Source organism: Amorphoplanes friuliensis DSM 7358 (genome assembly GCF_000494755.1).
Classification (GTDB): domain Bacteria; phylum Actinomycetota; class Actinomycetes; order Mycobacteriales; family Micromonosporaceae; genus Actinoplanes; species Actinoplanes friuliensis.
Window position 1 is genome coordinate 5,051,768 of record NC_022657.1, and the last position, 18,284, is coordinate 5,070,051.

The following is an 18,284-nucleotide window of genomic DNA, read 5'->3' on the forward strand; positions in this document are numbered from 1 at the left end:
TAGCGGCTCGGCGCTGGGTACTAGGGCGGGGTAGACCGTCCGACGAGGGAGACCTGGCATGAGCAGCGACGACAAGGTTGTCCGGAACGCCGGCAGCAGTGCCGACCAGCACATCACCGGCAGCCCGGAGACCGGTTCCTTCACCACCGACGAGAAGCCGACCGGCGACACACCGTCCCACGGCAGCAGCAACGCCGGCATCAACGAGACCCGCGCCAACCGCCCCGAGAACATGGGGGTCGTCGAGGAGGATCCCGCTTAGGGCCTGTCCTGCCGATCTTGGCAAGGTCGCAGCGAGGTCCAGGTTTCGCCTCGCAGAGCAGGCCGTCAAGATCGGCAGGAGAGGCCCCTGGGCCTTGTACTGCCGATCGGTTGATCGGTTCCTGGTTGATGTGCCCGGTGTTGGGCGAGGTGAGCTGACCGACAAGACGTGGGCGGTGATCGAGCCGCTGTTGCCGGAGTCGAGCCGCAGGTCAGGGCGATGGCGGATCACCGGCAGGTGATCAACGGATCTTGTGGAACTGGGGCGCCGCGGCGGGACCTACCGAAACGGCTACGGCCCATGGAAGACCTGCCACGAACGGCTACGGCAGTGGGGGCCGGCCAAGCGCCAGGGCCCGCAAAAGGCTCAGCAGAACCCAACTTCAATGAGGTTGGGCCTTCCTGACGCCGTGCGGGCCCTGGCTGGGACACCGAGCTCGCCGCAGCCGCCGGGGCGGGGGCGGACCCGCTGACCGGACTCGTTCCTGCCGCGGCTCGCCGGCCGGACGACTGGCTCGGTACGTGCTGGGTAGCACTCCACCGATGACGGGACCTAGGAACGGATCCGGGTCCAGGTCCAGGTCCAGGTCCATGACGACGGTCAACCGGTCGAATGGATCATCAGCGTGGTTCCCAGCGGCGGATGGTGAAGCGCTGGGTCGCTCGAGGGGCGGCCCGACCACCAAGATTCATCTCGCCGTCGACGGCCGCGGCCAATCTTGGCTCACGCCCGGCCGATCTGGTGACAACCCTCAGCCGTTCGTGCTGCTGGACGCGATCCGAGTGCACCACGGTGGTCCGGGCCGGCCCCGCAAGAGACCCGACATGCTGATCGCGGACAAGGCCTACGCCCACGACCCCACCCGATGCGGACTACGCCGCCGCGGCATTGCCCACACCATCCCCGAACGGGTCCGGCCAGGTCGCCCGCCGAGCCGCCAAAGGCAGCCACGGCGGACGACCACCCGAGTTCGACAAACAGGTCTACCGGCAACGTGGTGGAGCGCTGCTTCGACCGACTCAAGCAATGGCGACCATTAGCCACCCGCTACGCCAAACGGGCCGCTCTCTACCGCTCTGATCTGGCTCCGATGATCGGCAGGGCACGGCCTAGTCGACGAGCAGGGTGCGGTTGAAGCCGACCGCGTCCAGGACCAGGCGGGTGATGCCGCGGGCTCCGCGGACCCGGAAGGCGCCGCCGGTGGCGGCCGCGGTGAAGAGGACCTTTGCGCCGGCCGAGCCGAAGAAGTCGGCGCGGCTGAGGTCGCAGCACACCCGCTGGCCGACGGACAGGCCTCTTACCAGGGCGCGTTCCAGGTAGGGGGCGGTGTCGCGGTCGACGTCGCCGTCGACGGTGATGACGTGCAGGTCCGGGGCCTGGTCGTCGGTTTCGGTGTGCGTGTAGACGGTGGCGATCACCACGTCGTCGAGGCCGACGACGGCCGCGACGACGGTGCGGTGCGGGGAAGACAGCATGGGAAGGGCCTCACGTCGGCGGGACACGACGGGCACTTGGCTTGACCCACCACCATGCTAGACCGCGGTTTCGTCTCCGTCCGCCGCCGTCTCATGATTTTTCTCTCCCGAAAGGAGGGAAGGCGGCATAGTTGGTGGGGCGCAGGGTAGGAGACTGCCGTGGATTCGTTGCGGTTGTCCTTTGCGCACCGAACCGACTATGCGGGCCTCAGGCAGCACGCACGGGAGGTCCTCGACCGCTGGCAGACCCCCGACCTGGTCGACGACACGCTGCTGGTGATCACCGAGCTGGTCGAGAACGTTGTCCAGCACACCGGTGACGGGGGTGAGCTGGTGCTGCACCGCTGCGGCGACGCCGTCCGTGTCGAGGTTGCCGACAGCAGCAGTGCGCTTCCTCGCGCGTACGGGCCGGATCCGCGCCGTATCGGCGGCCGGGGGTTGTTGCTGGTCGCCGCGGTTTCGCGGGATTGGGGCGCCCGCCCGGACGGGGTCGGCAAGATCGTCTGGGCCGATGTGCCGCTGACCAGTCAGGCGAGCGCCCGCAGTTAGTTGCCGAGAGTCCGCAGGGCTGTCTCGACCTCGCGGGGCAGGCGGCGGCGGTGCCGGAGCGCCCACGGCACGTCCGGGACGAGGCCCGCCACCACTGAGGGCTGAGTGCGCACCGCGGCGACGACCTCTCGAGCGATCACGGCGGGCGGCCGGCGCAGCACCGCGGTCAGCATCCGGTTGCGGATCTCGCGCCGGTGCCGCGCGGAGACGTCCCGGCCGGCCGGTTCCGGGAAGTGGTGCACCACGAGGTCCGGTGTGTAGCTCAGGTGCCAGCCGGCCGCGGCGAGGTCCATGGCCAGCAGCGCCTCCTCGCCGTAGACGACCAGGCGTGGTTCGAAACCGCCGACCGCCAGGAACGCGTCCCGGCGGACGACGGTGGCGCACGAGAGGAAGCCCAGGACCGACGGGCCGGCACCGCCGGGCGGGGTGCCCAGCGGTGCCGTTGCCATGCCGGCCGAGACCGGGTCGAGCCTGTTCTCCGCGCCGACCCGCACCTGGGCCGTGAGCAGCGCCGTCCGCGGATGGGACCGGAACAGCTCCACTGCCGCCGCGAGCATGCCCGGCGCCCAGTACGAGTCGTCGTCGGCGAACGCGACGTACGGGGTCCGGGCCTGCTCGACGCCGATGTTGCGTGCCGCGGCCCCGAGGTTCTCCTCCAGCCGGATCACCCGGGCACCGTCGACGGTGAGCGGGTGGTCCGAGCCGTTGTCGATCACCACGACCGGGGCCCGGTGCCGTGGCACGGTCTCCCGGAGCCGGTCGGGGCGGTTGCGGGTGGCGACGACCACGGTGACCTCGTCGGTCTCCTGGGCCATGCCGGCGTCGGGAAGGAGCGTCACGGTGCTGTCACGCCACCGAGGCCGGGAACCGCTGCCAGACCCGGTGGGAGCCGAGGAGCTCCTGGACGGCGGCGAACGTGTCCGCTCCGGACTCGCCCGCGACCACGCCGGGGGTGCCGGCGACGCCCGCCCGCTGGAGCACGGCGGCGCCGTCTCCCCAGGCGCCGATCGCCTTGGCGTGGCGCCACGCCTCGTCGATCATCATGAGCACCCGCGGGTCGACGCTGCGGTCGGTTCCCGCTCCGGCCTTGTCGTCGCGCGACGGCAGAGCGTCCGGCGCGGGCGGCGGCGCGGCGGCCACCAGCAGCGCGTCGAACTCGACGGATCGGGCGGTGGCGAAGGTGCGCTGCACGGTGACCGTGCCGATCGTCCCGCCGTGCGGCGCGATGATCAGGGGCACCATGCCGGCGGCGAACACCGCTTCCCTCAGCGCGGTCACGCCGTCCGCGTCGTCGTCACCGACCACGATGCCGATCATCCGGCCGTCGGGCGGCCACACGTGGCCGACCTGGGACAGGGCCGGGCTGGCGGCGACCTCGGCGAGCGGCTGCGTCGGCTCCGGGACGGGCAGGCCGAGACCGGTCGCGACCTGTGCGCACAGGATCGGGTCGACGTTCGCCAGGCACTGCAGCTGCCGTTCCTTGATCGCCTGCTCGTAGACCTTGCCGAGCTCGAACGTGTACGCCCGGATGATGTGGTCCTTCTCGACCGGCGTCATGCTCTGCCAGAACAGGCGTACCTGGCTGTAGTGATCGTCGAAGGAGGCCGGGTTCTGCCTGATCTTGGGGGCCTCGGCCACCCGGACCGGAACGTCGACAAAGGCGTTCTCGGCGTCACCGGCGGGGAACGGGTTGCCTCCGTCGAGGGAGTTCGGCCGGTACGGCGCCACACCCGCGTGCACGGCCTGCTGGTGGAAACCGTCACGCAGCATGTCGTTGACCGGGGCGTGCGGCCGGTTCACCGGGATCTGGTGGAAGTTCGGCCCGGCCAGACGGGTGAGCTGGGTGTCGAGGTAGGAGAAGAGCCGGCCCTGCAGCAGCGGGTCGTTGGTCACGTCGATGCCCGGCGGCAGGTGCCCGAGGTGGAAGGCGACCTGCTCGACCTCGGCGAAGAAGTTGGTCGGCGTCCGGTTGAGCACGAGGCGCCCGACCGGCTGCACCTCGGCCAGCTCCTCCGGAACGATCTTGGTGGGGTCGAGCAGGTCGACCCCGGCGAAGGTCTCCTCCGGGGTGTCGGGGAAGACCTGCAGGCCCAGCTCCCACTCCGGGAAGGCGCCGGACTCGATCGCGTCGTACAGGTCACGCCGGTGGAAGTCCGGGTCGAGACCGGAGAGCAGCTGCGCCTCTTCCCAGGTCAGGGAGTGGACACCGAGCTTCGGCTTCCAGTGGAACTTGACCAGGACCGTCTCGCCGGCGTCGTTGACCAGCCGGAAGGTGTGGACCCCGAAGCCTTCCATGGTCCGGTACGAGCGCGGGATGCCGCGGTCCGACATGTTCCAGATGGTGTGGTGCTGCGCCTCGGTGTGCAGCGAGACGAAGTCCCAGAACGTGTCGTGTGCGCTCTGCGCCTGCGGGATCTCCCGGTCCGGGTGCGGCTTGCCCGCGTGGATGACGTCCGGGAACTTGATCGCATCCTGGATGAAGAACACGGGGATGTTGTTGCCGACCAGGTCGAAGGTGCCCTCTTCGGTGTAGAACTTCGTCGCGAAGCCGCGGGTGTCACGGACGGTGTCGGCCGAGCCGCGCGAACCGAGCACCGTGGAGAAGCGGACGAAGACCGGCGTCTCCACGTTCTTCTTCAGGAAGCCCGCCCGGGTGAGTCCTTCCGCCGTGCCGTACGAGGTGAAGACCCCGTGCGCGCCGGCGCCGCGGGCGTGCACGACACGCTCCGGGATCCGCTCGTGATCGAAGTGCATGATCTTCTCGCGGAAGTGGTGGTCCTGCAGCAGCACCGGGCCGCGGGCACCAGCCTTGAGCGAGTGGTCGGTGTCGCGCAGCCTGGCCCCTTGGGCGGTGGTGAGGTACGCGCCCTGCTGCCCCTTCGCCGTGGGTGGCACACCGGTCTCGGCGCCCGTGGGGGTCCGCGTCTCGGGTGTCCCCTGTTCCTTCTTGGGCGGGAGCGGGTCGTGCGGCGTGGTCGGTTCGGCGAGCGAGGGCGTGCCGCTGCCGGGCGCGCCGGGCACGTCCGGGCTCAGAGCATCGGTCACCTTGGCCGCTGCGGCCTCGACGACATCCTTGACCACTTCGACGGGCTTACGCGGGTCCATGCGTCACCTTTCTGTTGTTTCGGGAACCTCGACCGCGTACCCGGCCCCGAAGCGGTCAAACCTGAGCATCCGGACCGGCCGCCATTTGTTACATCGCTTGTTTCAATTCGGAATGCGCACCACACCTTGACCGCGCAGTTATCCATGCGTTTTCATAACTGTATCAACGGTGTTACTTGTTTCATTTGTTTCAGCGGTCCCCCGTCCCCGCTCCCCCTTCTTCTTCCCCGAGGAGAACCCGTGAAATACGCCGTCCCCAAACGATCGGCACTAGCTGTCCTCGCCACCGCGACCACCCTGGTCGGCATCGGCGCAGCGGTCGTCGCGACCGCCTCCACCTCGGTGGCGGCCACGACCGCGAGTGTCTGGCTGACCACGCCGGACCGGAACAATCTGTTGCGCCAGCAGGCAAACGTCGTGTTCGACGGCGGCGGCAGCGGATCGACCATCACGGTGAACCCCGCCACCACCTACCAGTCGATGGTCGGCTTCGGTGCGTCCCTGACCGACTCCGCCGCGTGGAACATCTTCAATTCGCCGCAGCGGTCGAGCATCATGAACTCGCTTTTCGGCTCGGGCGGCATCGGGCTGAGCTGGCTGCGCCAGCCGATCGGCGCCAGCGACTATTCGCGCAACTTCTACACCTACGACGACGGCAGTGCCGACCCCACCCTGTCGCGATTCTCGATCGCGCACGACAACGCCTACATTCTGCCGCTGGTGACACAGGCCCGGTCGCTCAATCCGAAGTTGTCGGTCATGGCCACACCGTGGAGTGCACCGGCCTGGATGAAGACGAACAATCAGCTGATCGGTGGTTCGCTCAGCGACAGCAACATCGGCGTCTACAGCGATTACCTGGTGAAGTTCGTGCAGGCGTACCAGGCGGCCGGCGTCCCGATCCCCTATCTGAGCGTGCAGAACGAGCCGAACTTCTCACCGCCCGGTTATCCGGGCATGCTGATGTCCGCCGGGCAGCAGGTCTCCATCATCAACACCCTCGCACCCAAGCTGCGCGCGGCCGGTCTCACCACCAAGATCCTCGGGTACGACCACAACTGGGACGACACCTCGTATCCGCAGACCGTCAACAACGGCGCCGGGAGCAATGTGGCCGGCTCGGCGTGGCACTGCTACGGCGGCAACCCGGGCGGGCAGTCCGTGGTGCGTAATGCCCAGCCGTCGAAGGACATCTTCTTCACGGAGTGCTCGGGGACCGAGTCCGCCAACACCTTCGCCGACACCCTGTGGTGGCAGGGCCGCAACCTGGCCATCGGCACCACCCGCAACTGGGCGCGGACCGTCACGACCTGGAACATGGCCCTGAACGCCCAGCAGGGCCCGGTCATCGGCTCCTGCACCAACTGCACCGGCGTGGTCACGGTCGACGGTGGCTCGGTCACGTACAACGCGGAGTACTACGTGCTCGGGCACCTGAGCAAGTTCGTGCAGCCCGGCGCCGTCCGTGTCGACTCCACCGGCTTCGGGCAGGGCGGCATCGAGAACGTCGCCTTCCGCAACCCGGACGGTTCCGTCGCCCTCGTTGCCATCAACACCGGCGGTACGCAGAGCTTCCGCGTGGCCGCGAACGGCTCGTCCTTCGGGTACACGCTGCCGGCCGGGTCCATGGCCACGTTCACCTGGCCCGGGGGTACGAGCGGGAACCCGCCGGCCGGGCGTACCGGGGCGATCTCGGGCCTGGGTGGCAAGTGCCTCGACGTGACGAACGGGTCCACCACCAACGGCAACCTGCCGCAGATGTGGTCGTGCTCCTCGGGGCCGAACCAGACCTGGACCCTCGGCACCGACGGAACCGTGCGCGCGCTGGGCAAGTGCCTGGACCTCAAGGACAGCAGCACCGCGGACGGCGCCACGGTCCAGCTCTGGGACTGTTTCGGCGGGCCCAATCAGCGGTGGACCTACACCAGCGGCCGTGACCTGATCAACGTCGCGAGCGGCAAGTGCCTGGACGTCAGGAACAACAGCACCGCCGACGGCGCCCAGTTGCAGTCCTGGGCCTGCACCGGCGCGGCGAACCAGAAGTGGACCGCACCGGCGTGACGACCCGCGCGGGGCCGCCCGGGCCTGACGTCCGGGCGGCCTCGCGTGTCACCGTGTGGCGGGCGTGATGCCGAAGTCGCGCCAGGCCGTGCCGTAGTCCTGGAAACCGATCCGCGCGCCGGCGACCCGGGTCGTGGTGCCCTTGGCGACCAGCTTGCCGCTCGCGGCCACCGAGTAGATCGGTCCCCCGCTGTCGCCCGGACGGGCCGCGGTCTGGCCCTCGGTCTGCTCCGCCTCGACGAGGTCCTCGCGGTCGGCGTAGTAGAAGAGCACCTTCAGGTTGCAGACCGGACGGCCGAGCTCCCGCGAGCTGCTCACGCCCGACTGGCACAGGTACTCGCCGACGAACGTCCAGCCCCAGCCCTCGACCGAGGCGGCGACGCTGTCGGTCGGGGTGCCGACGTAGACGTAGCCGTCGACGCTGCCGGTCGGGATGAGTGCGATGTCGTGGTCCTGGTGACGGGGGCCGACGTTGCCGATGAACTCACCACGCGCGTCCTGGATCCGGTTACCCGTCTGCCCGCAGTGCGCGGCGGTCAGGATGTAGCTCGCACTGCCGTTGCGGACGCCGAAACCAGCGGTGCACGCCGCGCCGATGGAGGCGTTCACAATCGTGGCGCCACCCTTCCACGGCGCCCAGTCGTCGTCGCGGCTGACCGGCTGCAGTGCCTTCTCCTGAACGATCGTGACCGGGACGCCGACGTCCGTCGCCGCCTTCGGCAGGGCCCGGCTGGCACCGGCGACCAGGCCGCTGCCGTCCGCCTTGAACTTGATGCTGTCGACCGGCTGCCCGGCCCGGAGTCGCACGGCGGCGGCCCGCAGTTCGGCCATCGAGTACGCCGCCGCCCGGACCTGCACCGGGGCGTCCTGCGAAGCGTCGGCGACCACCCGTTTCATCGCGGGCGGTACGGCGCCCTTCCACCAGAGCGCCACCCGGGTGTCCTCGAGCACGATGCCCGCGTACCCGGGATAGGCGTTCCGTTCGAGCTCCCAGCGGATCTTCGTGGCCGCGGCCACCAGCGGTCGCTGCTGGGCGATGCGGGACTGGTCGAGAGTGGACAAACCGGCCACGGTCAGCTGGGGGCTGCTGTCCGCGGCGGCGTGCGCCGGACCGCCGGATGCGGCGGCGGCGGTGGTCAGGAGGGCGAGCACCAGTGAGGCCGCAGCCCGTCGTGACAACGTTGTCAGCACATTGATCAACTCCTTCAGGTCGGGGATACCTCGGAGATAGATGAACGCCAATGCGTTGACTGAGGTTAACGCTTCGTAAAGAACATTTCCAGGTCTTTGACGGACGCGGGGCTCAGGTGTCGATCCGGTCGGTGACGGCGACCGGCAAAGTCTCGGTGAGCGTGGCGAAGGTCGCGAGCGGCAGGCGGTCGACCCGTTCGGCGCTGCCCTCCTCCAAGATCGCGCGATAGGCGAGCGACGCCGCCCGCAGCGCAGCCAGCAGCGCCGCCAGCGGATGCAGCACGAGACGCACCCCCAGGCCGGCCAGCTCGGCGTCGGTCAGGCGCCCGTCGCCCGCCCCGGCCTCCGATCGGTTCACCACCAGGGGTACGCCCGGAAGCGCGTCCCGCAGCCGGCCGAGGTCCCGTTCGGCGATCCCCGTGGGCAGGACCGCGTCGGCGCCGGCAGCCGCGTACGCCCGGCACCGCTCGATGGTCCGATTGCCGCGAGCCTGCGCGATCACGGCGACGCCGGGAGCCTGTCTCACCAGACTGGTGACGCGGGAGGCCGACAGGCCGATGTCCTCGCCGTCGCCGAGGAACAGGCCGGAGATGCCGGCGCGCTGATAGGCGAGAGCGGTCCACACGACGTCACCGGGCGCGTCGAAGGCGACGTCCAGGTCGGCCAGCAGGGGCACACCCTCCAGGGCGGCGCCGAGCAGGGCCGCCCGGTCGGCGATCTGCGTCGACGGGGTGAGGCCGAGGCCCGGCCGCCCGAGCATGGTCGCCGCGATCGCCTGCCCGGACAGGTGCACCGCGCGGTGTCCGGCCCGGACGGCGAGCGCGGCACTGGCGGGGTCGTGGACACCCGGCGCATGGGTGACGTGGTCGGCAGCGAGCAGCGCCCGCAGATCAGCGGCAGTCATGGTGCTGATCATGACTGGTCCATCGGCAACTCGCGATCCGGCGGAACGGTGTTAGCGTCCGATGATGACCGAGGTGAGCATGCGGGTGGCCCGTCTCCACGGCGCGGGGGACGTGCGATTGCAGGACGAGGACGTGCCGGTGCCGGCGAGCGGTACGGACCGGCTCGTCGAGGTGAGGTCGGTCGGCATCTGCGGGTCCGACCTGCACTGGTTCACCGAGGGCGGGATCGGCGACGCCGTGGTGGACCGGCCGCTCGTGCTCGGCCACGAGATGGCGGGTGTCATCCGGGGCGGGCCCGACGACGGCGTACGCGTCGCGATCGACCCGGCCATCCCGTGCGGGGTCTGCGAACCCTGCCGCGACGGCTACGGCAACCTTTGCCCGGACGTGGTCTTCGCCGGTCACGGGGCCTGCGACGGTGGGCTGAGGCAGTTCCTGACCTGGCCCGCCGAGCGCCTGCACCCGCTGCCGGACAGCATTTCCGACGACGACGGCGCCCTGCTCGAACCGCTCGGTGTCGCCCTGCACGCGCTGGATCTCTCCCACCTGCGGATGGCCTCGACGGTGGCGGTGGTCGGCTGCGGTCCGATCGGTCTGCTGCTGGTGCAGCTGGCCCGGCGGCACGGCGCCACGCGGGTGGTCGCCGCCGAGCCGTTGCCGCACCGGATGGCGCTCGCCGAGAAGTTCGGCGCGGAGGCAGCCGGCGCCGAGAACGTCGCGGACGTGGTCTTCGAGGTCTCCGGCTCGGACGCGGCGGTGGAGACGGCGTTGCGGCTGGCCAAGCCCGGGGCCCGGGTCGTCCTGGTCGGCATCCCCGACGGCGACCGCACCACGTTCAGCGCCGCGCTGGGCCGGCGCAAGGGTCTGACCCTGGTCATGGTCCGGCGGATGGGTGAGGTCTACCCCCGCGCGATCGACCTGGTGGCACGCGGGCTCGTCGACCTGACGCCGCTGGTCTCCGACGTGTTCGGCTTGGGCGAGGTGACCACGGCGCTGGCGACGGCGGCCGCGCGTACCGGGATGAAGGTCGTGGTGCACCCGGCTCAGAAGACCGCCGAGCTGACGGACACGACGGCCCCGGTGACCACCACGTCGTAACGGTTCTCGGCGGTGGACCAGCCGGCGGTGGTGAGCGCGCCGCCGGCCTTGATCTTGCGGGGAGCCTTGCCCTCGAGCACGGCGGTCGTCGCGCCACCGCGCAGGCGGACCCGCACGGGCGTTCCCGATCGGGTCCGCACGGCCAGGTCCCCGACCGGACCGGTGATCCTGACCGGCACCGTGCCCTTCGGCTCGGGGAGCTGCAGGACGAGCTGGGCCGTCCCGCCGGTGATCCCGACGCCCGCCACCCGGCCCTCCCGCAGGTCGACGAACTGCTCCGAGGAGCCCGCGGGCAGCTTGAGCACCCACGCCACCTTGGCGTTGAGCTGGATCTCCGCACCGACCGTGCCCGGCTCGTCGGTCCGGATCAGCTCGAGCCGGGAGCCCTTGTCCGACTCGGTCACGCTGGGCACCGCACCGCGGTCGATCGTCGCGATGTCGAAGAGGACGTCGCCGAGATCCACGCTGCGGATGCGCAGGACCGTCGACGCGCCGACCACCTCGAGCTGTCGTTCGCGCACGGCGCCGAGCGGTGCGGTCACCCGGTGCGCGGCGTCCGGCCACGGCTCGGCGGCCTGGCTCGGCGACGGCAGCACCTCCGCGGGTACGGGGGCGGCCTGGGCGCCGGCCGCCGAGCGGTAGACGGGCTCGAAGGCGGCGGTCTGCCCGAGCACCACGCCGACGGTGAGGGCGACGAGTGCCATGGTGAAGACCCACAGCAGCCACGGGCGGCGCGGGCGTTCCTGATAGACGATCACCGCTCGGGCGACCGCGGTGGGCGGCGGGGCGACCAGCGGCAGCATCTGCGTCGGCTCGGCCACGGCCGCGCGCGGCGAGGGCTCGAACCAGTCCCGTCCGGGGCGTGGTCGATCACGCGGCGACTTCTGACCGACCACCGTGGCACCTCCGCTCGCCGGATCCTGCCCCGGCCCCTGCGGTGATACGGATCAGGGCGCTCAAAGGATCGACGATCTTCGGTACGACCGGCCGGAAAAGCACAAAAAAATGGCCCGCTCGACGGCGGACCAGCGGCGACACATTCCTCGCCCTTTTAAGGTATAGCGCACCCCGGGGCTTGTGGCAAGACCCGGGTCGTCCCGCATACTCGCTCGTCGAAGCCAGAATTGTCGGATTTGGGAGTGGCCGGGTGCGAGTGTTGTTGTCGACGTACGGATCACGGGGGGACGTCGAACCGATCGTGGCGCTGGCGGTGGAATTGCAGCTCCGCGGTGCGCAGGTGACGGTGTGCGCGCCGCCCGACTTCGCGGAGAGGCTGGGCGCGGCGGGCGTACCGATGGTGCCGGTCTATCAGTCGGCGAGCGCGCTGACCACGGCGGCGCCGCCGCCGTCGACGCTGCCCGAGCGAGCGGCCGCGGTCATTGCCAGCCAGTTCGAGACGATCACCGCGGCTGCGAAAGGCTGCGACGCGATGGTCGTGACGGGGATGATGCCGGCCGCGGCCGGGGCGTTGTCGGTCGCCGAGAAGCTGGGCATCCGCGCGGTGTCCGTGACCTTCCAGCAGGTGACCCTGCCGTCGCCGGACCGCAAACCGCTGGCCTACCCCGGACGGCCGTTCCCGCCGGACGTGACCGACAACCGGGTGCTGTGGGACCTCGACGCCGCGAGCATCGACTCATTGTTCGCCGACGCGCTCAACCGACCTGCACCGACCTTCGAGTCCCTCTCGGCCGCGCTCGGTCAAGCCCTGCAAACCGCGACCCGCGTACGGGCCGGTGCCGTGGCCGGGACGATCCGAACCGACGGCGCGGCAGTGGCCGCAGAGCAGGTGATGTCCGCATGAGGCAGGTCTTCGCCCTCCCCGAGCGGCTGGCCGCCAAGGCCGATCCGGGTCAGATCGCCGGCGACGAGCAGCACTTCGCCGCCATGACCGAGAGCCTCGAGCAGCTCTACGCCGACCTGTCCGACCGCCTCGACGCCGAACGCAAGGCACCGGGCGGCCGGGGACAGCAGGCGCTCACCCGCGACCAGGAGATCCACCGGCTGACCGCCCGCCTGCGGACGCTGCGCCGCTTCAGCCTCGACCTGTGCCTGGGACGCATGGACAACGCGGACGGCGCCGAGCCCGTCTACATCGGACGGCTCGGGCTCACCGACGACGCGGGCCGCCGGCTGCTGGTCGACTGGCGCTCCCCCGCCGCCGAGCCGTTCTTCGGCGCCACCCACGCCAACCCGATGGGCCTGACGAGCCGCCGCCGGTACAGGTGGACCCGCGGCCGGATCACCGACTACTGGGACGAGGTGTTCACCCCCGACGGCCTCGCGAGCCACGCCGCGCTCGACGACCAGTCCGCCTTCATCGCCAGCCTCGGCACCAACCGGTCGGCGCGGATGCGGGACGTCCTCGGCACGATCCAGGCCGACCAGGACGCCATCATCCGCGCCGGATCCCGCGGGGCACTCGTCGTCGACGGCGGTCCGGGCACGGGCAAGACCGTCGTCGCGCTGCACCGCACCGCGTACCTGCTCTACTCCGATCCCCGGCTCGGGCACCGCCGCGGTGGTGTGCTGTTCATCGGCCCGCACGAGCCGTACCTGGCCTACGTGGCCGACGTGCTGCCCAGCCTCGGCGAGGACGACGTGCAGACCTGCACCCTGCGGGACCTCGTTCCGCAGGGCGCGACGGCGGTGGCCGAGACCGATCCGGAGGTGGCGCGGCTCAAGTCGTCCGCGGACCTGGTGGCGGCGATCGAGGCGGCCGTCCGGTTCTACGAGGAGCCACCGACCACCCCGCTGACCGTGACCGTCGACTGGTCGGAGATCCGGCTCGGCGCCGAAGACTGGGCCGCGGCCTTCGAGACCCCCACCCCGGGTACGCCCCACAACGAGGCCCGCGACGAGATCTGGGAAGAACTGCTCACGATCCTCGTCGACAAGCACGACGGCGACGAACCGGAGGACCTGCTCCGGGCGACGCTGGCGCAGGACAAGGAACTGCGCACGACGTTCAACCGGGCGTGGCCGCTGCTCGACGCGGCCGACATGGTCGGGGACCTGTGGTCGGTGCCGGCGTACCTGCGCAAGTGCGCACCCTGGCTCAGCCGCGACGAGATCCGCACGCTGCAACGCGCCGACGCCCAGGCCTGGACAGTCTCGGACCTGCCGCTGCTGGCCGCGGCCCGCCTGCGCGTCGGCGACCCCGAGACGTCCCGCAAACAGCACCAGCACAAGGCCACGGTCGCCGCCGAACGCGCGGAGATGTCCCGCGTCGTCGACGACATGCTCGCCGCCGAACACGACCGCGAGGGCGCGATGACGATGCTGATGGGCAAACGCATCGACCAGGACACCGGCAAGATCGTCGATATCCGGGACGACCTCATCGACGACAGCCCGCCACCCACCACCGATCCTGACGGCTACGACGGCCCGTACGCCCACATCGTCGTCGACGAGGCCCAGGAACTGACCGACGCCGAGTGGCAGATGCTCCTGCTCCGCTGCCCGTCCCGCAGCTTCACCATCGTCGGCGACCGCGCCCAGGCCCGCCACGGCTTCACGGAGTCGTGGGAAGAACGCCTCTCCCGCGTCGGCCTGGACCGCATCAGCCTGGCCTCGCTGAGCATCAACTACCGCACGCCGTCCGAAATCATGGCCGAGGCCGAGCCGGTCATCCGCGCCGTCCTGCCCGACGCGAACGTGCCGACCTCCATCCGTACGAGTGGCGTCCCGGTCGTCCACGGCGGGCTTCCGGAGCTCGGCCCGATCCTGGACACCTGGCTCACCGAACACGCCGAGGGTGTCGCCTGCGTCATCGGTGACCCCACCGTCCGGGAAACACCCCGCGTCCGATCACTGACCCCGGAACTGGCCAAGGGCCTCGAATTCGACCTGGTCATCCTCGTCGACCCCCACTCCTTCGGCACCGGCACCGAGGGCGCGGTCGACCGCTACGTCGCCATGACCCGCGCCACCCGCCAACTCGTCATCCTCACCAGCCCGTGACAGGCCGGCCGTCGAAGCGCATCAGCTGCGGGTAATTGCGTGGCGGGCGGGTCGGTGGGCCGGGAGGATGCGCGGGTGAGTGATATTCCGTCTTTGGGGCCGGCGCCGCAGCGGTTGAGTGTTGGAGTGGAGCAGGTGCGGCGGCTGGTGGCCGGGCAGTTTCCGCAATGGGCCGGGCTGGCGGTCCGGCCCGTGGACAACGGTGGCTGGGACAATTTCACCTTCCACCTCGGCTCGGACATGTCGGTGCGCCTGCCCAGCGCCTCCGAGTACGCGCTGGCGGTCGACAAGGAGCATCGGTGGCTTCCGGAGCTGGCGCCTCAGCTGCCGCTGCCTGTTCCTGTGCCCCTGGCCAAGGGTGAGCCGGGTGAGGGCTATCCCTTCTCGTGGTCGGTCTACCCGTGGCTGGACGGTGAGCCGGCGACCTTCGAGCGTGTGCTTGACCCCGGAGGTTTCGCGCTCGAGCTGGCCGACTTCCTGGTGGCGTTGCAGCGTGTCGATCCGGCCGGCGGTCCGCGGCCCGGGCTGCACAACTGGTTCCGGGGCGGCACCCTGCGTACCTATGAAGGTCTGGCCGAGCAGGCGCTGGCAGCGCTCGGCGGCCGGGTCGACACCGAGCTGGCCCGGCAGGTGTGGAAGGCCGCGCTGGACGCTCGCTGGGACGGTGTCGAGAGGTGGTTCCACGGTGACATCGCGCCGGGGAATCTGCTGCTGGCCGACGGCGCGCTGACGGCGGTCATCGATTTCGGGACCTGTGGTGTCGGCGATCCGGCCTGTGACCTGGCGATCGCCTGGACCCTACTGACCCGTGACGGCCGGGAGGCGTTCCGGGAGCGGTTGTCCGTCGACGACGCGACCTGGGCCCGGGGACGCGGCTGGGCCCTGTGGAAGACCCTCACGATCTGTGCCTCCGACCAGCCGCCGGCGGACGCGATGCGGGTTCTCGGCGAGGTGCTGTCACAAACGGACGGGCCGTCTCGTCCTGATTGACATGTCTGCTGTTGTCACCGTGGTCGCCGCGGTTCTCACCGGGTTCACCGCCGTCGTCTATCTGATCGGGCACGACTATCCGAAGGAACAGGCGCGGATGAAGCGGCTGCCGCCGGAGTGGGTTCCGCGGCTGGGGCTGGCGCTGGCCGCCGGTTCGCTGGGGTTGCTCGTGGGGTTCGTCGTTCCGCCGGCAGGGATTCTGGCTGCCGCCGGACTTGTCCTCTACTTCGTGGGGGCGTTCGTCGCGCACCTGCGGGTAGGCTCCCGACAGCTGGCGGGGCCGGCGGTCTTTCTCGTGACGTCGGTCGCCGCGCTAGTGGTGCAGATCGGCCGCTGGTGAGATGAGCAGCTCCACCAAGTTCGAGGCCAGGTGGGGCTCCCAGCCGGGATCGCGGCTCAGGTAGCTCGCCGGGTCGGCCCGGAGCAGTCCGATCAGGACCTCCGTCACGATGCGGCCACCGACCGGGCCGAGGCGGTCACCGGCGCCGCGGTGCTCGGCCTCCTTGAGGATGTAGAACCACAGCGGGGTGCCCTGCGGCCAGGTGTGGTCGAGCTCGTCGGCGGTCAGCGGCTCGACGCCGACGAGCCGGGCCAGGGTTTCACCGCTGGGCAGGCCGGTGGTCTCGCCGCGCAGGAGGTCGCGGACGGCCAGCGACCGGTGGGCGGCGGTGTCGACAGCCCCGGTGACCTGCTCGGGGAGGCCGATCAGGCTGGCCGCGAGCCGGCCGTCGAGGCGCTTGGCACGTTGTGCGCGCGGGTGGCCGGGTACGTCGAAGACCTGGGTGAGGTCCAGGCGGCGGCCGGCCGGCAGCGGGCCGAAACCGACCAGGTCGGGGAAGAGCGGCAGTTCGGGCCCGCCGGCGACGAGCCGGTAGCTGTGCCGGATCTGGCCGTGGCCGTACCGGAAGGCGGCGTCGGCGAACTCCAGCGGGATGTAGCCCTCGGACTGCTCCGGGGCGAACCACCGGCCGCCCTCGGCGAGCACCTGGCCGACCAGGTCCGGCCCGACGAGGCGGGGCAGGAAGTCATGGACCACGATCCACTGGTAGTGCCAGGTCAGCAGCTCCCGAGCGGTCTCGAAGACGTCTTTCGACCCGTCGGCCCGCAGCCGGTCGACAAAGCGGTTGTGGGCGTGCAGCAGCGCGACGTGCAGGCTGAGCGAGAAGAGGTGCACGTCGTTGCGGGGGTCGCCGATCAGCGCCACACCCTGCTGGTTGCGGGGCACGTCGCCGCCGTCGGGGCCGAGCAGGAACTTCGCCGGGTCGGTGACGTCGAACAGGAACGGTGACCCGACCGGGCCGTCCGAGTACAGCAGCTCCAGGTTCAGTCTCGGGGCGCGGGCGTTGCGCAGGGCCCCGGTCTCCACGCCGCCGCCGATGGGTGAGCGGTCGGCGGTGATGTCGTGGGCGACCAGCTGCCCGAAGAACGGCCAGCCCGCGGCCTCGGTGGCGTCGTCCCCCTCCCCCGCGGCCGCGTCGCAGATCCCGCCGGTGTCACCGGCGCGCATCAGCAGCTGGGCGTCGGCGACGAGCGGGTCCGCACCCGGGAACATCTGGCCGTACCGGGCCGCACCCGTGGGGCGGTCCACCGCCCGGCCCGGGCTGAGGCAGTGGTCACGGCCGATCACGTGGATGCTCATGTGCACTCCATCCCCGACGTCGAGGCTCGATCATGTCATTGTGACGAACGGCTCGACGCTGGCCTTCGGAGGCGGATCCGGACCACGATGGGCACGGGAAAGCCACACCAGGGCCGGTAGGGGGCGAATGATGACGGGATCCGGGGTTGATCTCGAGGAGGCCGCGGCCGTCTTCACGAGCCTGCGACCGCGGCTGTTCGGCATCGCCTACCGCATGCTGAGCAGCGCGAGCGAGGCCGAGGACCTGGTGCAGGACGTCTGGCTGCGGTGGCAGACCTACGACCGCAGCACGGTGGTCAACCCGGGTGCGTTCCTCGCGACGACCACGACCCGGCTGGCGATCAACGCGTTGCAGTCCGCGCGGGTGCGGCGCGAGACGTACATCGGGCCGTGGCTGCCCGAGCCGGTCGACACGAGCGCGGATCCCTACCTCGGGGCGGAGCGTGGTGAGGCGCTCGAGTTCGCGGCGCTGCTGCTCATGGAGAAGCTCACCCCCGGCGAACGCGCGGCCTATGTGCTCCGCGAGGCCTTCGACTACCCGTACGCCCAGATCGCCGACATCCTGTCCTCGACCGAGCCGGCCGCACGCCAGCTGGTGAGCCGCGCCCGCAAGCACATGGCGGACGGGCGGCGCACGCCGGTGACCGCGGCGGAGCAGAAGGAACTGCTGGTCACGTTCATCGAGGCCGCACGGTCCGGCAACCTGGCCGAGCTGGAGCGTCTCTTCACGCCGACGGTGCAGAACCTGTCCGACGGCAACGGCGCCCGGCAGGTCGCCCGGAAGATCGTGGTGGGCCCGTCGCGGGTGGCGGCGTTCCTCCACGCGATCTCCGGTCACTTCTGGTCGGGCCTCGAGATCACCTGGGTGTCCACCAACGGGGGGACCTCCGCCGTTCTGCGCCGCGACGGCTCCGTCTACGGCGTGCTCACGGTGAGCGCCTCGGCCGACGGCATCGACCAGGTCCTCTGGATGGTCAACCCGGAGAAGATCGCCGCGGTGGTGGCCGCCACCTGACCCGCTGTCACAAACCGGCGGGCTGTCCGGT

Annotated in this window: 16 protein-coding genes and 2 pseudogenes; 11 read left to right on the plus strand and 7 right to left on the minus strand. The window is 70.6% G+C overall.

Annotated features, from left to right (window positions below; all coding sequences use genetic code 11):
- The first annotated feature begins 58 nt into the window (after window positions 1-58).
- The 3 genes and pseudogenes from AFR_RS23530 to AFR_RS47965 all read left to right on the plus strand — a co-directional run.
- On the plus strand, window positions 59-262 hold the full coding sequence (locus AFR_RS23530; protein ID WP_023363508.1) for a hypothetical protein: 204 nt from the start codon (window positions 59-61) through the stop codon (window positions 260-262).
- Between the two features lie 154 nt (window positions 263-416).
- Window positions 417-596, plus strand: a pseudogene (locus tag AFR_RS47310) (transposase); the annotation flags it as partial.
- Window positions 597-827: 231 nt separating this feature from the next.
- Window positions 828-1,397, plus strand: a pseudogene (locus AFR_RS47965) (transposase); the annotation flags it as partial.
- Here AFR_RS47965 and AFR_RS23535 read toward each other — a convergent pair.
- Window positions 1,372-1,737: an STAS domain-containing protein gene (locus AFR_RS23535; protein WP_023363513.1), complete on the minus strand. Its 366-nt coding sequence runs from the start codon at window positions 1,735-1,737 to the stop codon at window positions 1,372-1,374. The pseudogene AFR_RS47965 and the gene AFR_RS23535 overlap by 26 nt on opposite strands.
- A 159-nt stretch (window positions 1,738-1,896) precedes the next feature.
- On the opposite strand from AFR_RS23535, the gene AFR_RS23540 reads away from it, so the two are divergent.
- Window positions 1,897-2,286, plus strand: a complete 390-nt coding sequence (locus AFR_RS23540; RefSeq protein ID WP_023363515.1) for an ATP-binding protein — start codon at window positions 1,897-1,899, stop codon at window positions 2,284-2,286.
- Here the strand turns inward: AFR_RS23540 and AFR_RS23545 are convergent.
- Entirely contained in the window at window positions 2,283-3,125 is an 843-nt protein-coding gene (locus AFR_RS23545; protein WP_023363517.1) for a glycosyltransferase family 2 protein, read from the minus strand. The two genes, AFR_RS23540 and AFR_RS23545, sit on opposite strands and share 4 nt — an antisense overlap.
- A 7-nt stretch (window positions 3,126-3,132) precedes the next feature.
- Window positions 3,133-5,391 (minus strand): catalase, encoded by a 2,259-nt coding sequence (locus AFR_RS23550; protein WP_023363519.1) that lies wholly within the window; start codon window positions 5,389-5,391, stop codon window positions 3,133-3,135.
- Between the two features lie 240 nt (window positions 5,392-5,631).
- Here AFR_RS23550 and AFR_RS23555 point away from each other — a divergent pair, with 240 nt between their 5' ends.
- On the plus strand, window positions 5,632-7,452 hold the full coding sequence (locus AFR_RS23555) for a ricin-type beta-trefoil lectin domain protein (RefSeq protein WP_023363521.1): 1,821 nt from the start codon (window positions 5,632-5,634) through the stop codon (window positions 7,450-7,452).
- Window positions 7,453-7,500: 48 nt separating this feature from the next.
- Here the strand turns inward: AFR_RS23555 and AFR_RS23560 are convergent, their stop codons facing one another.
- Both AFR_RS23560 and AFR_RS23565 read right to left on the minus strand, forming a co-directional pair.
- Window positions 7,501-8,643 (minus strand): trypsin-like serine protease, encoded by a 1,143-nt coding sequence (locus tag AFR_RS23560; protein WP_148308034.1) that lies wholly within the window; start codon window positions 8,641-8,643, stop codon window positions 7,501-7,503.
- 112 nt (window positions 8,644-8,755) lie between these two features.
- Window positions 8,756-9,547 carry an isocitrate lyase/phosphoenolpyruvate mutase family protein gene (locus AFR_RS23565; protein WP_084298421.1) on the minus strand — a complete coding sequence of 264 codons (792 nt, stop codon included), beginning with the start codon at window positions 9,545-9,547 and terminating at the stop codon, window positions 8,756-8,758.
- A gap of 64 nt (window positions 9,548-9,611) precedes the next feature.
- Between AFR_RS23565 and AFR_RS23570 the strand changes: the two genes are divergently transcribed.
- The gene (locus AFR_RS23570; RefSeq protein ID WP_238547124.1) at window positions 9,612-10,646 is read left to right on the plus strand and encodes a zinc-dependent alcohol dehydrogenase; all 1,035 of its coding nucleotides are present in this window, start codon (window positions 9,612-9,614) and stop codon (window positions 10,644-10,646) included.
- Here the strand turns inward: AFR_RS23570 and AFR_RS43840 are convergent.
- Complete coding sequence (locus AFR_RS43840; protein ID WP_148308035.1) at window positions 10,592-11,542, minus strand: hypothetical protein; 951 nt, start codon at window positions 11,540-11,542, stop codon at window positions 10,592-10,594. The two genes, AFR_RS23570 and AFR_RS43840, sit on opposite strands and share 55 nt — an antisense overlap.
- A gap of 251 nt (window positions 11,543-11,793) precedes the next feature.
- Between AFR_RS43840 and AFR_RS23580 the strand changes: the two genes are divergently transcribed.
- The 4 genes from AFR_RS23580 (at window position 11,794) to AFR_RS23595 (ending at window position 15,939) form a co-directional block, all read left to right on the plus strand.
- On the plus strand, window positions 11,794-12,447 hold the full coding sequence (locus tag AFR_RS23580; RefSeq protein WP_084298118.1) for a glycosyltransferase: 654 nt from the start codon (window positions 11,794-11,796) through the stop codon (window positions 12,445-12,447).
- Window positions 12,444-14,609 (plus strand): RNA polymerase recycling motor ATPase HelR, encoded by a 2,166-nt coding sequence (gene helR, locus AFR_RS23585; protein WP_023363535.1) that lies wholly within the window; start codon window positions 12,444-12,446, stop codon window positions 14,607-14,609. Before AFR_RS23580 ends, helR begins: the two co-directional genes overlap by 4 nt.
- A 126-nt stretch (window positions 14,610-14,735) precedes the next feature.
- Window positions 14,736-15,599, plus strand: coding sequence for an aminoglycoside phosphotransferase family protein (locus AFR_RS23590; RefSeq protein ID WP_023363537.1), 864 nt, complete (start codon window positions 14,736-14,738; stop codon window positions 15,597-15,599).
- Window position 15,600: 1 nt separating this feature from the next.
- The gene (locus tag AFR_RS23595; RefSeq protein WP_023363539.1) at window positions 15,601-15,939 is read left to right on the plus strand and encodes a DoxX family protein; all 339 of its coding nucleotides are present in this window, start codon (window positions 15,601-15,603) and stop codon (window positions 15,937-15,939) included.
- Here the strand turns inward: AFR_RS23595 and AFR_RS23600 are convergent.
- Window positions 15,913-17,238 (minus strand): peroxidase family protein, encoded by a 1,326-nt coding sequence (locus AFR_RS23600; RefSeq protein ID WP_023363540.1) that lies wholly within the window; start codon window positions 17,236-17,238, stop codon window positions 15,913-15,915. The two genes, AFR_RS23595 and AFR_RS23600, sit on opposite strands and share 27 nt — an antisense overlap.
- Before the next feature lie 130 nt (window positions 17,239-17,368).
- Here AFR_RS23600 and AFR_RS23605 point away from each other — a divergent pair, with 130 nt between their 5' ends.
- Window positions 17,369-18,253 (plus strand): sigma-70 family RNA polymerase sigma factor, encoded by an 885-nt coding sequence (locus tag AFR_RS23605; protein ID WP_041842609.1) that lies wholly within the window; start codon window positions 17,369-17,371, stop codon window positions 18,251-18,253.
- Window positions 18,254-18,284 lie beyond the last annotated feature (31 nt).

Coding starts and splice junctions, on each gene's coding strand:
- AFR_RS23530 (WP_023363508.1), top strand. CDS start 59: ATGAGCAGCGACGACAAGGTTGTCCGGAACGCCGGCAGCAGTGCCGAC.
- AFR_RS23535 (WP_023363513.1), bottom strand. CDS start 1,737: ATGCTGTCTTCCCCGCACCGCACCGTCGTCGCGGCCGTCGTCGGCCTC.
- AFR_RS23550 (WP_023363519.1), bottom strand. CDS start 5,391: ATGGACCCGCGTAAGCCCGTCGAAGTGGTCAAGGATGTCGTCGAGGCC.
- AFR_RS23565 (WP_084298421.1), bottom strand. CDS start 9,547: ATGACTGCCGCTGATCTGCGGGCGCTGCTCGCTGCCGACCACGTCACC.
- AFR_RS23570 (WP_238547124.1), top strand. CDS start 9,612: ATGACCGAGGTGAGCATGCGGGTGGCCCGTCTCCACGGCGCGGGGGAC.
- helR (WP_023363535.1), top strand. CDS start 12,444: ATGAGGCAGGTCTTCGCCCTCCCCGAGCGGCTGGCCGCCAAGGCCGAT.
- AFR_RS23595 (WP_023363539.1), top strand. CDS start 15,601: ATGTCTGCTGTTGTCACCGTGGTCGCCGCGGTTCTCACCGGGTTCACC.
- AFR_RS23600 (WP_023363540.1), bottom strand. CDS start 17,238: ATGAGCATCCACGTGATCGGCCGTGACCACTGCCTCAGCCCGGGCCGG.
- AFR_RS23605 (WP_041842609.1), top strand. CDS start 17,369: ATGACGGGATCCGGGGTTGATCTCGAGGAGGCCGCGGCCGTCTTCACG.